A 13,854-nucleotide genomic window follows, 5' to 3' on the forward strand; every position below is an offset into this window, starting at 1 on the left:
TTTTATAGCTAAGGTAATTTTTCAAACTTACTTAAGTATGCGTTTAACATCAGCAGCACTAACGTCACTACTTGGTAGACCACCAAAAGTTACTCGCACATAATTACTGATACTGGCAATCTGTGCATGAGTTAATTCTTTCTCAAAACCTGGCATTTTGGGCGCGGTATTTAACGCTCCTTTCGCACCATAAGCAATGACGTTGATGAGCGCATCAGGTTTCTCACGGCGAATGCTACTCAGCCCTACAATAGACGCATAGCGCGCATCTGGCTGCGCATAGCCATCCACACCGTGACAGCTGCCACAATTAGCTAAATAAAGCGCTTTCGGTGAGTTGCTAGCATTATTATTAGTTTCGCCATTAATACTGGTTTTTGCTTGGGCAAGATGGTCTTTTTGTTCGATTAAATTATAAGTAATAGAGCTGCTCACCGGACGGGGCAGCCGAGCCGTATCTATCGGACTCACGTTATCGTCAGTTTTTATGATAGGAACTACTTTTAGATAAGAAGCCATTGCGCTTAAGTCTTCATCGCTTAGATAGCGGGTACTGTGGGCGACAGCTTCAGCCATTGGTCCACCGGCATAAGCGCGCTGATGTAGCATTCCGGTACGCAGATAAGTGACAATATCTTGCTCACTCCATCGTCCAATGCCACTGTCATTATCTGGGGTAATGTTTGGTGCATACCATTTACCCAGTGGCGCACCGGATAGATACTTGTCTTTATCTAAACCCTGAGTCAGATTACGCGGCGTATGACAAGTGCCGCAATGCTCTAAATTATTAACCAGATACTCACCGCGTTGCTGCATTTGGGCGAGACCTGAGCGATTTTCGGTGGAGGGCACATTAATCACATTCCACGCCAACATCAGCGTGCGAATATTTAATGGAAACGGTAAATGAGTGGTTTTATCAGGAGCCATCTCTACTGGCGGTACGGTTTGAAAATAAGCAAATAAGGCACTGATATCGCCATCATTTATGTCATGATAAGACGGATACGGCATAGCAGGATAAAGCTGATGAGTGGGCGCACGACCTTTTTTCAACGCTTTTTTAAAATCAGATTCCGTATAATTGCCGATACCATAACGCGTAGAGGGCGTGATATTGGTTGAATAAATATTACCAATGGGCGTTTCAATGGCGACGCCGCCGCTATAGTCCTCACGATGACACGCCATACAGTCAGCAGCACGCGCAATATACGCACCGCGATTGGTTAAATCACTGTTAGCAGGACTGACATTCAGCAAAATCGTCGCATGAGGCGGGCTTGTGACATCAGCCATCACCGCGCTGGAAGCCATGCTCAGGGCAAATGCTGATAATATTATAGGTATTGGCTTCATAATATCCTCACAGGGCTGCGAAACGGATAGCTTATAAATAGCACGAAATTATCTCTATTAAAGACATCTCTTAAAATAGTACAATTTCCCGACGATTGCTCGCGAAATTATTCATTAGGCGCATTTCTTTACAAAAGTTAAGAGGGCACCATCATCACTTATTTTGACTAACGAATACCCAATAAAAAAGCGCCTAATAATAGACGCTTGTTATTGCATTATAGCTATAACCGCCAAGGCTGATTGACGACTTAATCTTTAGTAATTAAATACTGTCAGTAATAATAATATTAATCGTCAGAAGGGTCACCACCCGGTGGCATAGCATGACGAAGTTGCGCTACATCAGCAGCCGTTACCGCATCTTTATAACCATTTAAATCGGTACGAATATACTGAGTAACTGCCGCCATTTGCTCATCATCCATCATCATATGGAACGACGGCATACCACGAAAGCCGTTAATTAAAATATCAATAATATAGTACTTGGATTCCATCTTGCTATTGTTAGCAAGAGGCGGATAATAACCCGCGCCTATCGCGCCTTCGCCTTTATGCATGTGGCAGGCAGCACAAGACTCATGGTACAGCCTTTTACCATCATTGGTGTTAAAAGAATCCTCATCACCAAACATGGTATGCCACTCTTTTAGTTCAGGATCGTTAGCTATCGTTGGTAAAGCACTGACATTGAGAAGATTGCCGCGTGGCTCAGCCAGCTCTTCACGGCTCATATAAACCCCGCCCCACGCTCCATCATTACGACTGGATTGCACATTATAACCATCGACAATATCAGCGTTTTTCGTGTTCGCTGCCGTGTCCGCAGGTTCGGCAATGGTAGGCGCGTTTTTATCTGTTGATGAGCAGCCAGACAGTACCGCCATACCAAGGCTCATACTGGCTATGATGGTCAAGATTGGGTATTTAGAATAATTCATAGTCGCCTCTTTATTTCTTAATCTATGACAGATGGCTATACCGCTGATTTCGCTCTTTTGTGTAGCCGATTGGCAGTATCCAATCCAGATAAAATTGCGCCTTCTTGCCAAGCAGGAATATGCGAGCAGTGCTCACCCGCCAACACGATACGATTATCAATGCTACAAAGCGTATCATAATATTGCGCGCGACTGGACTCACTCCAAATACCATAACAGCCTAACGTCCACGGAATACGATGCCAAACAACCGACGTACCCGCCTTAAATTCTTTCGGATATTGTGGATGAATATGTTTACCATAAGCCAGTGCCGCAGCGATACGTTGCTTAGGCGTTAGTGCAGTGAACTTATAAGAGGTTGGGCCAAAGCCATAACCACCTAATAGTGCGGCCGGACCATCACTAAACATATTGTCTGATGGATAAGAGATTTGCGTAATCGGCATATCTGTATAAGTGACGCCACCATAAATCCACTCATCCTGTTCCCAAAAACGGCGCTTGAACTCGAGAGCAACTTTAAAAGAGGTATCATAAGGTACGGCTGCCATCGCCTGTTTCATCGGTTTTGAGACGTTAATATCAAGCTGGGTTAATACCGTTAGTGGAATAGTGCAGATACACCAGTCAGCACGGGCTATTTTTGCCACATTACCTCCGCCATTGGTATCAACATAATGCACGCTAACGCCATTATCATCTTGATTGATACGGGTGACTTTAGCATTTAGGGTAATCATTTCTTGGCATTCACGAGTAAAGGCATCACCAATTTTACCCATACCGCCAACAGGCTGAAACATTGTCGGGTTATGGTTATGAACCGTAAAATTGGATAAATCAGACCACATTCCTGATTGCAATAAGGCATTTAGCGGAATAGGTTTTGAAGGTCTAGCGTCCGGCATCAAGCCACCACCAGGATAGATATCAAAACCTCGATAGGTGCCTGTATCGTGACTACGCTCATAGCGGTAGTCCTTATTCAATACACCCCAGCCTTTTAACCCTTCAAGCAGCATTTCTTTATCTTCAGTATTAACAGAACGGTCTAGACCGCCGACATTCACAGCCTTTGATAACAGCTCTGAGACATAACCTTTAACGTCTGCCTGTACATCGCCTAAGCGCTGCGGCACACCATTAAAATGATTGACACGGTGCAAATAAGCGCGCGAGTTTTCTTGAATAAATGGCTCCATTGCCACGCCAAACTTCTTACAATAATGCATGACGCCATAATGATGGCTGGGCAGTCGCCAAGGTCCACCATTGAGATAGTTACCTTTTTCAAAATCACAAGTAACCACTTCACCGCCAAGCTCAGTGTAGCTATCGCCTGCATTAACCGTCCAGCTGCGTCCACCACCACGGTTTTGATACTCTAATACTTTGACGCTATAACCCGCTTTACGTAGCTCGTAGGCAGCCGTTAATCCAGCAAGACCTGCGCCTAAAATGATAATGCTGGCGCCCGGTGGGGCACCTTTTAATTCCATTCCTGCTTTAAAGCTAGACTCTGAGGCAAACCCTAACGTGGTCATTGCCTGATACATGGCGGTCGCCCCTGCGGTCTTACCAATCATACTGAGTAGTTGCCGGCGTGTCGGGGACTTAAGAATGTCTGTCATCGTACTATCCTTTTAGATATGGCTATCAGATCTCAAATCATAGCTACACTGTCTTAATTATTATCAACTGGTAGTCGGTCAGTAAAAATACTCTTAACGAGCCTGACTTTTCCGACGGAATAACCAGCGTACCAATAGACCAAGCAACAGCACTACCACAATAATGCCAAGCCATGCCAATATAGCTGCATATTTAATCAAGAAAGGCTGATCAGGCTTTGTGGTCATAATGCGATCGACATCCGCAGCACTCACCTTACTATCTTTAAGACCACCAAAGTTAACGCGAACATAATTGGCAATACCTGCTATCTGTTCCGCGTTCAGATCTTCTGCAAATCCTGGCATTTTAGGACTGGTGTTGGTTGCGCCATCAATACCATGAACAATGACATTTACTAATGCATCAGGCTTATCACGACGCAGGCTACTTAAACCAATGATAGGCGCATAACGAGCATCAGGCTGACCATAACCATTAATACCATGACAGCTACCACAAGCAGCAAGATAAAGCGCTTCAGGTGCGTTACTACCGCCCGCGACACTGGCTTTTGCTCGCGCCAAACTATCTTTTTGAGCAATCAAATCATGGGTGATGGATTCGTTAATAGGTTTTGGTAAACGTGACACATCAACCGCTGTGATTTTATCGTCCGTTTCGATAGCAGGAACAGCTTTTAAATAAGATGCTATCGCTCCTAAATCTTCATCTTTTAGATAGCGTGTACTGTGTGCAACCGCCTCACCCATAGGTCCACCCGCATAGGCACGCTGATCAAGCTCACCGCTGCGTAAGTAAGTCACAATATCCTGCTCACTCCAGCTACCGATACCGCTGGATTTATCAGGGGTGATATTTGGCGCATGCCAATTACCTAAAGGCGCACCGGATAAATAGCTTTTCTTATCAACACCCATGGTACTGTTACGCGGTGTATGACACGTGCCACAATGTTCTAGATTATTAACGAGGTATTCACCACGTTGCTGCGCTTTGGTCAGACCTTCACGTTTTTCTGACGACGGAATATTAATCGCATTCCAACCTTTCATCAGAATGCGAAAATTAAAGGGAAAAGGTAGTTGCGTTTCATATTTTGCCGGCTCATCGACTGCTGGAACCGTCTGCAAATAGGCAAATAATGCATCAATATCGTCATCAGTCATGCCACTAAACGAGGGATATGGCATTGCAGGATAAAGCATACCGTCGGGGGCACGCCCTTTGCGGAGAACATTCTTGAGATCGTCTTTGGTATAATCGCCGATACCATAGCGCTTTGACGGCGTAATATTGGTTGAATAAATATCACCCATCGGCGTGGCAATCGGTGAATCGCCCGTATAGTCCTCACCATGGCATGCCATACAGTCAGCAGCACGCGCAATGTATGCACCGCGGTTGACTAGGTCACTATTAGCAGGGCTAACATTGGGCAAGCTGATTCGATTTAGGCTTGTACTTTCAGCCATTGCGGTACTGGACATAATACCCACAGCAAGCAACGATAGCATCATAGAAAATGGCTTCATAATATCCTCATGTGGCTGGCTATTCAGATCGACTCATACAGATACCATCTAAAGTAGCTTGCTTATTTCAATTTTCCCTGACATTTTTCTTTATTTAAATTTTTATTTATTACAGTCACTGTTTAGCAGGTCATTGCTAAAAGATATCTGCTTAATGCTACTAAAGTAAAACTATTTCGCTACTATTGCTTGAATATTAACTTATATACTCTATTTTTTTACAAAAATAAAAGTAACTCCTAAACCTCATTACAGTCTCATATTAATGTTATATACATTAGTATAATAATACACTTAAACACAATAATTCCTTTAAAAACAATACTTAACACCATTAAAAATAATAAAATTTCATTTATAATTAATTAGAAATTATTAATAATATTCATAAATTATCTTTTACACTTAACTATCTAGTATTTTATATTTACATAGCAGATACATTGTAGAGAATAACGATTGTCGTAATGGCAAGAAATTACTGCGGTTAGAATAATAAAGGACGGGTCAGCTGTCATGAATCACACGTTGTATTTTATACGTGATTTACATTGCAACGTACTGGATAGTAATGTACGAGACGGTATAACTTAGTCCATTGAATCGCTATACTATCTACAAGCGGTAACGTTGCTTAAAATCGCATTTGATTGATAATGTACCTCCTTTATCTATTACCGCTAATAACGCTAATAACGCTAGGCTGAGAATAATGATGAAGATGTTTAATTGTGGCTATGTGCTAACAGCGCTAATACTACTCACAGGTTGTCAATCCTTTCAATTTGTCGACAGCCCTATACCCGTCACAAGCCAGCTTGCTCATACGACTATTAAGTAAGTTAATAAATATACAGCTCAAACCATATCAGCCAACCAGTCGTATTAACTTGTTTGTTAGGCACTCTAAATGGCAATAAAAAAGCAGATACTAATATTAGTATCTGCTTTTTTATTGCTATAAAGGCGTTATGAAATGACGGGGCTAAAAAATTTTTTAGCACTCTCTCTAGCGATTTGACTGGGTTTTAATTTGGCTGGTGCTTAATAATCGTTTTAGCCAAATGATCACCAAACCAAATAGCCGTGTCGATGTCGCCCTTAGGTGGCGTTTCTTCAGGAGGCGCATTCATCGATTGGGTCATTAACCCTAAAAAGCTTGAGAGACGGTTTAAGTCCTCTTCGCCATGTCCTGTTGGCATAAGCGGCATGCCAATCCAATTCATGCCATGTTGCATGGCGAAGATACAAATCTGTTGCAATACAGCGAGTTTATCACCACTCAGACCACCTGAGTTAGCAAATCCTGCTGCCCACTTGCCTTCCCATTCACGGTGATACCAACGTTTTGAGGTCTCGTCCATAAACGTTTTAAACGCTGCGGGTGCGCTACCCATATATACCGCACTACCAAAAACTAATAAATCTGCGCCATCCACAAAATCCCAATCGACGTTATGAATATCTATTGCTTTCGCCTGAGACTCTGGTAACTGCTGGCGCGCGCCTGTGACTACCGCTTCAGCCACCCGTTTAGTATGACCATAGCTACTATGATAAATAACCGCTATCGATACGTTAGGCGTGGCAGCGCTACTTGTAGAAGGTGGTACAGGCAGTGTGACAGATGATTTCATACAAACTCTAATAATAGATAATAAAAATTTAAGTCAAACATAAAATTTAATAAGTTAAAACGTGTTCAGTGCGATTCAGTTCAGTGATTCAGTTCAGGCATGGGCGCACTACGCACAATAACCAGCGCCATACGTCCTGTGGCTGGCTGCTGCAAATGTGTCTGACGCCGATAAGAATAATAATGAGGGTCAGCATAACTACAATCAATGGCGGCATCATTGCATACGGTGATGCCTGCCGCTAGTAATTGCTCATGAGCAAGCTTTGGTAAATTTAGCTTTATTTTATGCTCACCGACTATCGTTTTAATATTGTCAATATTTTCACTGACCGGTTTATCGATGCTCTTATCTAAAGATTCAGCCTTCATATTTTTATCAGCAGATATAGAAAATAACGCTGCAAAATTCTGAATATGGGCTGCTGGTAACAATTTATTCTCTATGCAACCTGCTAGTAGCTTGTCACAAACCTGACTACCCACTTCATATTGCGCTTGGCTAATACAAACCCCAATCCATGCCACGATTTGACCCGTTTCGGTAAAACGCTCAGCGGTAGCTTTAATAACCCCACATGCTAAGCCTTGCCAGCCCGCATGAATTGCCGCTACTTGTCCGCTTGTTGGTTGATATAACACAATCGGTACACAGTCAGCAGTCATAATGGCTAAGCCCACTTTATCTTGCTGGCTGACTATCGCATCGGCATCCATAGGACGCATAGTTAGCTTATCCGCATCAATATCATGAATCTGTTTACCGTGAACTTGATTGACCCAATGTAAGCTGTTAATAGATAAATGATGCTGTATTGCCAGTTGCTCATTAATCGTGGCTAGTAAACGCATACGGTTGTCTAAAACTTTTGAGGGGTTATCATTGACATGCAAACCTAAGTTAAGCTCGCCATAACTTGCTTGACCTGTTTGACACATTTTCTGGATTTCTGTGGTCGCTTCTGTAGTCGCCATAGCAACATCGCTGCGTTCAGTTACCGTATGTGCAACCGCTGATGTTTGAAAAACAGTCACCTCACCAAGCTGCGCAAGCATGGTCATAGGAAAGGTATTGGTCATGGCTTTATTACCGTCATTTATCTCGTCTCATTCATTCAATATATCGTCTACTTGCAACTATTTAAGCCATAAGTAGGTTATTACCATTACTTATTCTACGTCATAGCCGTCACTTAACACCGCTATCAGTTTTTGCATGTCTTCTGGTATTGGCGTCGTAACTTCGATATCTTCGCCAGTGGTCGGATGAACAAAACCCAACGCATAAGCATGTAACGCCTGACGCGAGAACTGACCAATAGCTTGGCGCTGCTGTTCTGTCAAGCCAGCACGCAACTGACGACGACCGCCATACACACGGTCACCGACGATTGGATAAGTGATATGACTGAGATGCACACGAATTTGATGCGTACGTCCGGTCTCAAGCGCAATATCTAATAGACAATAATTGTCATTTAACGGCGTAACGGTTAATAAATGGGTAACTGCCTCGCGTCCAGCCGTCATCACCGTCATTTTGGTACGTTGATTACGGTGACGACCAATGGGCGCATCGATACGACGATGACGCATTAAGCTTGCCTGATCTCCTGCGACCACACACTGATAATGACGATAAACCGCCTTATCTTTTAACTGCTCCATCAACGCCATTTGTGCGGGCTTGGTTTTACCAATAAGCAATAACCCTGAAGTGTCTTTATCAATACGATGTACCAGACCCGCTCTTGGTAAGTGATGCTGCTGCGGATAGTGATATAACAAGGCATTAACCAACGTACCTGTCTGGTTGCCAGCACCTGGATGCACCACCATACCGACTGGTTTATTAATGACCAATACCGCATCATCTTCATACACCACATCAATGTCGATATTTTCTGGTAAATCTTGGCTATGCTGTTGCAACGTCGTGGATAAATGCAGAACATCAGCAGGTTTGACGCGGTATTTTGACTTTTGCGCGCTGCCGTTGCACAGTAAGCTGCCATCAGCAATCCAACCTTGCAATTGAGCACGCGAAAAATCAGTGAAGACCAATGACGCGACTTTATCAATACGTAAGCCACTTTCATTATCAACCACCGTATGCGTCATATCAATCACGTCTGGAAGGGCTATGCTTAATTCAGGTATGTCATCGTCTTGCGCATCATCGAAGCCATCGTCATCAAATGATAGATTTTCGGTATCAAGTGACTCATTATTTAAGTCGTCATGGTCGTCATATAAGTCGTCATCATTTAGTAACTCGTCTTCAGTTCCTAAATAATACTCATCTTGAGTGGATAGTTTTTGCGTTGATAAACCGGTATCTAACGACTGATTTGGTGATAATTTTGTGGTCATAGCATCATTATTCATGGCAAATTCATATGTGGCAAAGTCACAATTGTGGACTTTATAAAAAGATAGATAGACCATTTTTTGCGATTAAAAATATTAATAACCAAAACAAAAAATAGGTCTAATGTCTCTATAGTGTAGCACGCTACGCGCTCAAGCCCTATAGTGGTGCACGGGTATCTGTCCTCTTCTAGTTATTAATTACGAACACATTTTTTTAATTACTAACCAAATGATTGACCTGAGCGAATAGGACGGCGCGCTTAATCCTATAACTTCGGTAGGTATTGATAGTTATTTATCAGTTTAAACACATTGCTCATCCTCCATGACCGCTGAGCGTGCTAAACTGTAGAAAATTATTGTGCTGTCATAAACGCTTGCCTAATAACTACAAATTAGCTGACGAAAAAATAGACGAGCCATGCTTTATTCTATAAAGTAGGCAATATTTTGTGTGTTGTGCTGTGACAGACATCCGCAATCAGGTGTAGTTAATGGATTCATTGCTACCTTGATAAGCCTTTTATTTTTGACCATTAACTGTTCTATAGCATGATAGCGCCATTGCTATTATGCGTCTTGTGCGGAGAGAAGTATGCGCCCTGTTGGCAACACGTTTATCAAACTATCATCAGTCACTCTATTGGCATTAAGTGTCAACTTGGTTGGCTGTCAGACTTTCAAAAACCTGACCAATAAAAACGTCGATACGATAGAAACTGCCGAGAAGTCAGAGCAAGGCTACTATAGTGACGCCATTGCTCAAATCGATAAAGAACGCTATACGCAAGCGATTGAAGACTTGAACAATCTGCGTACCTTTTATCCTACTGGACAGTATGCGGAACAAGCATTGCTTGATATCATGTATGCGCAATATGCAAGTGGTACTTACGAGACCGCAGCCGCTAGCGCTGAGCAGTTTATTCGCCTCTATCCTTCTAACCCGCAAGTCAGCTACGCGTATTATGTACGTGGTGTCGCTAATATGCAGGGTTCAGCTGAAGGCATTAAGCTGTTTAAAACCAATCAAGCCAAACGCGATACTTCCTATTATCGGTTAGCGTTTGCCAACCTCCAAGAGCTGATTAATAAATATCCAAATAGTCCCTATGCACCAGATGCCGCACAACGGATGACTTTTATTTATAATCAATTTGCCGAAAGCGAGCTGACCGCTGCTAACTGGTATATTAAACGTGAAGCGTATGTTGCCGCCGTTAACCGTGCTAAATGGGTATTCCAATATTATCCGCTCAGTGAATCAGTGCCTGAAGCCATTGCTATTTTGGCTTATAGCAATCAACAGTTGGGACTAACTGACTTATCACAAGACTATAAAAAGCTGCTACAAATCAACTATCCAAACTGGCTAACGAGTGATGGACGCGTCAAGCTGAATACGAAAGCCGACCGCACTTGGCTGAATAAATTAACCTTTGGACAGCTTGGTCGTGCCAGCATGAAAGATGCATCGGTGGCGGATGGTCAATATAGTGGCGCGACCAAAACGCAAATGATTTATAACGCCACTCAACTAAGATTACCAAGTGCCAATACTGCTGGTGCACCTAATGCTGAAGCGCCACTTGCCGCACCAACCAGTCGCGGCGGTCTGCGCTTAGGTGAGATTAGTAAAGATAGCGCCGATGTGAATGACAGTAATTAATACCCATTAACCAACAGTCATCATTATAGTACAGTCGATAAATCAGGATACTTAATAAGGTCAACTATGTAGTTGACCTTATTTTTCTGTCTTTGTTCTACTGTTTTTGTTCCACTATCATTGTCTTATGGTAAATTATTTTTTGCATGAGTATTCCCAACCATATTCTTGAACAATTAAACAGCCAAGCTGACCTTGTCAGTATCATTGGTCGTCATACCACGCTTAAACGTGCAGGTAGTGAATATAAGGGATGCTGTCCGTTTCATGGCGAAAAGTCGCCTTCATTTTATGTGAATCCACAAAAAAATATTTACCACTGCTTTGGCTGTAGTGTTGGCGGTAACGCCATCAGCTTTTTGCGCGATTATGAAAATTTAACCTTTGTTGAAGCGGTCAACGAGCTGTCAAAACAAACGGGCATCGAAGTACCCAAAGAAGAACACCAAAACGTGCGCTATCAACGCACGAAAGCTAAACCCACTCCGAAACCTGTTGCATCACCGGCAGTATCTAACCCATCACTTAGCATTAAAAATCCGGTTCAAACTATTGATGTGCCTTCTATCGGCTCAACTTTAGACCATCAGCATCAGTCACAACAGCAGCCAAATTATGATAGTAATGACTATGCAGATTATTCAGCATTAGACAGTTATGATTCAGATAATTATAATTCGATGCCTTATATGGGTGATGGTTATGGCGATAGCTATGCTGACACTTATACTGATAACCACGACACTGATTATAGTTCAGAACATCAAAACAACTATCAGAATGAACATCAAGGTGAGCATAGTTATCCGCCAGATGATGCTATGTATACAGGCTTTGATAGCGGTAGCGTAGATAATATAGTTCATGATAAAGACGGTAATTTATACGAATTACTGACCCAAATTCAGCAATTTTATCAGCAGAGTTTAACGACGCATCCGCACGCCCTGCATTACTTTAAATCACGCGGTATTACTGAACAAAGCTTAGAGATTTTTGGTCTTGGCTATGCGCCCTTTGGTTGGCAGCATCTTGAGCACGCCTTTCCACAAGATATCGAAGGTCTTAAAGCCCTTGGTTTGGTGCGTCAATCAGAGTCTGGGCGCGATTATGACTTGCTGCGGGATAGGATTATCTTTCCGATTAGAGATAATCAGGGTCGCACGATTGGCTTTGGCGGTCGCGCTTTAGATGATGAAGTAAAGCCCAAATATATCAACTCGTCTGACTCGCCCGTTTTCCATAAACAGCACGTATTATATGGCTACTATGAATCGCGCCAGCAACGCGCCAATGACTGGCTAGTAGTCGAAGGCTATATGGATGTCATTGCCTTACATCAAGCGGGTATTTATGGCGCAGTAGCGTCGATGGGCACGGCGATTAACGAGAGCCAAATCTCACGCTTACTCACGCTGAATCCAACGTTAACCTTAAGCTTTGATGGTGATAGTGCCGGACAAAAAGCGGCTTGGCGAACTTTAGAGATCGCCTTGCCCGTGCTTAGCGACGATAAAGAATTGCGCTTTTTAACCTTACCCAACAATCATGACCCTGATACCTTTATTAAGAGTAATGGCGCAGATGCCATGCGTGAGCAAATCTCCAATGCCATGCCACTCTCGCAATATATCTTTGCTTATTTAAGTGAGCGTCACGACTTATCCTTGGTGGAAGGCAAAGCCAAGCTCATGTCACAAGTGCGTGCATTGACGGCGGCACTACCTAAAGGCAGCAGTTTTCGCTACTTGCTCAACAATGATATTTATCAAAAGCTTGGTGGCAAACGCAGCCAAAACAGTGAAGCAAAAGATGCCTTATTAAATTTTGATGGTGATATGACCATCAGTCAGCAATTACAGCTGTGTTTTTTGTTTCAACCACGGGCGCTACGTGATGACCCTATCGAGGCAATTTGGCGGCAGGCGGGTATTGATCGCTTAGCGTTGCCAGCCCATATTAAACAAAGAGCTCCTGCTGACGCCAATCGCCCGATGGCATGGGAAGACCTGCAAGATGCCGCCCTATTTGATGTGGTCAGCACTATTCAACGCTGTTCGTCTTACTTACCGCCCGATGTGAATGGCGCGGCACATTTTATCTTATCCAATCTTAACCCCAGTACTCAAGAGCCTCTTAGCCGAAGTTGGGGTGCATTTTATAAAACTCTAACTGCCAGAAATATTATGAGCTTAGATGAGCAAATTGAAAATTTAGTGCTGCAACTGATGAATAATGGTATGCAAAAAAAGATGAAAGCGCTGATAAAAAATCCAGATACTATCAAGCAGTTTATTGTGAATAAGCAGACGCAGTTATTAAGTGATTGGTTAAGGGCGCAGCAAGCAGAACAATCAGCGCAAATGATAATCGTGTAAAAAGTGTTTTGGCTGTTTTTCCTAACTTTGGATTTATTTTGCATAAATAGTTGTTCAGATTATTACTTATAATGGCGTAGCCCTTTAAAACTATACGCCTTGACCCCATTATTTATCATTATGCCCAATTAGCATTGATTAAAAACTTAAAATAGATAGCAGATTATAACGGTTCATAAGCGCTCTGACGGATAGCCATAGTCTGGATAATAGAGACTGTGTTAAAATATGCCGCTGTCATGGTTAGTATCTGTTGGTACTGCCTGTTAATGACGACTTTTTTTAGCATTTTAATTTTTTAGGGTTTTCATAATGAACATTT

General features: G+C 42.7%; 9 protein-coding genes. 2 read left to right on the forward strand and 7 right to left on the reverse strand.

Annotated features, from left to right (window positions below; translation table 11 throughout):
* Positions 1 to 27: 27 nt before the first annotated feature.
* The 7 genes from AOC03_RS01945 to AOC03_RS01975 all read right to left on the reverse strand — a co-directional run bounded on the left by AOC03_RS01945 (position 28) and on the right by AOC03_RS01975 (position 9,500).
* Positions 28 to 1,362: a cytochrome c gene (locus AOC03_RS01945; protein WP_062533357.1), complete on the reverse strand. Its 1,335-nt coding sequence runs from the start codon at positions 1,360 to 1,362 to the stop codon at positions 28 to 30.
* 290 nt (positions 1,363 to 1,652) lie between these two features.
* Complete coding sequence (locus AOC03_RS01950) at positions 1,653 to 2,306, reverse strand: c-type cytochrome (protein ID WP_062533358.1); 654 nt, start codon at positions 2,304 to 2,306, stop codon at positions 1,653 to 1,655.
* A gap of 35 nt (positions 2,307 to 2,341) precedes the next feature.
* Positions 2,342 to 3,940 (reverse strand): flavin monoamine oxidase family protein, encoded by a 1,599-nt coding sequence (locus AOC03_RS01955; protein WP_062533359.1) that lies wholly within the window; start codon positions 3,938 to 3,940, stop codon positions 2,342 to 2,344.
* Positions 3,941 to 4,033: 93 nt separating this feature from the next.
* The gene (locus tag AOC03_RS01960) at positions 4,034 to 5,476 is read right to left on the reverse strand and encodes a cytochrome c (protein WP_062533360.1); all 1,443 of its coding nucleotides are present in this window, start codon (positions 5,474 to 5,476) and stop codon (positions 4,034 to 4,036) included.
* A 1,028-nt stretch (positions 5,477 to 6,504) separates the two neighbouring features.
* Complete coding sequence (locus AOC03_RS01965; protein WP_062533361.1) at positions 6,505 to 7,113, reverse strand: flavodoxin family protein; 609 nt, start codon at positions 7,111 to 7,113, stop codon at positions 6,505 to 6,507.
* An 80-nt stretch (positions 7,114 to 7,193) separates the two neighbouring features.
* Complete coding sequence (locus AOC03_RS01970; RefSeq protein ID WP_062533362.1) at positions 7,194 to 8,192, reverse strand: polyphenol oxidase family protein; 999 nt, start codon at positions 8,190 to 8,192, stop codon at positions 7,194 to 7,196.
* 90 nt (positions 8,193 to 8,282) lie between these two features.
* A complete protein-coding gene (locus AOC03_RS01975) occupies positions 8,283 to 9,500 on the reverse strand; it encodes an RluA family pseudouridine synthase (RefSeq protein WP_227514264.1) in 1,218 nt (405 codons plus the stop codon).
* 580 nt (positions 9,501 to 10,080) lie between these two features.
* On the opposite strand from AOC03_RS01975, the gene AOC03_RS01980 reads away from it, so the two are divergent.
* Together AOC03_RS01980 and AOC03_RS01985 are read left to right on the forward strand one after the other, a co-directional pair.
* Positions 10,081 to 11,154 (forward strand): outer membrane protein assembly factor BamD, encoded by a 1,074-nt coding sequence (locus AOC03_RS01980; protein ID WP_062533363.1) that lies wholly within the window; start codon positions 10,081 to 10,083, stop codon positions 11,152 to 11,154.
* 146 nt (positions 11,155 to 11,300) lie between these two features.
* Entirely contained in the window at positions 11,301 to 13,532 is a 2,232-nt protein-coding gene (locus AOC03_RS01985) for a DNA primase (protein ID WP_062533364.1), read from the forward strand.
* Positions 13,533 to 13,854 lie beyond the last annotated feature (322 nt).

Origin of the sequence: Psychrobacter urativorans (genome assembly GCF_001298525.1) — a bacterium.
GTDB classification, from domain to species: domain Bacteria; phylum Pseudomonadota; class Gammaproteobacteria; order Pseudomonadales; family Moraxellaceae; genus Psychrobacter; species Psychrobacter urativorans_A.

Excerpts from the sequence above, each read along its gene's own strand:
- AOC03_RS01985 (WP_062533364.1), top strand. The coding sequence starts at position 11,301 with ATGAGTATTCCCAACCATATTCTTGAACAATTAAACAGCCAAGCTGAC.
- AOC03_RS01980 (WP_062533363.1), top strand. The coding sequence starts at position 10,081 with ATGCGCCCTGTTGGCAACACGTTTATCAAACTATCATCAGTCACTCTA.
- AOC03_RS01955 (WP_062533359.1), bottom strand. The coding sequence starts at position 3,940 with ATGACAGACATTCTTAAGTCCCCGACACGCCGGCAACTACTCAGTATG.
- AOC03_RS01970 (WP_062533362.1), bottom strand. The coding sequence starts at position 8,192 with ATGACCAATACCTTTCCTATGACCATGCTTGCGCAGCTTGGTGAGGTG.
- AOC03_RS01975 (WP_227514264.1), bottom strand. The coding sequence starts at position 9,500 with ATGAATAATGATGCTATGACCACAAAATTATCACCAAATCAGTCGTTA.
- AOC03_RS01965 (WP_062533361.1), bottom strand. The coding sequence starts at position 7,113 with ATGAAATCATCTGTCACACTGCCTGTACCACCTTCTACAAGTAGCGCT.
- AOC03_RS01950 (WP_062533358.1), bottom strand. The coding sequence starts at position 2,306 with ATGAATTATTCTAAATACCCAATCTTGACCATCATAGCCAGTATGAGC.
- AOC03_RS01960 (WP_062533360.1), bottom strand. The coding sequence starts at position 5,476 with ATGAAGCCATTTTCTATGATGCTATCGTTGCTTGCTGTGGGTATTATG.
- AOC03_RS01945 (WP_062533357.1), bottom strand. The coding sequence starts at position 1,362 with ATGAAGCCAATACCTATAATATTATCAGCATTTGCCCTGAGCATGGCT.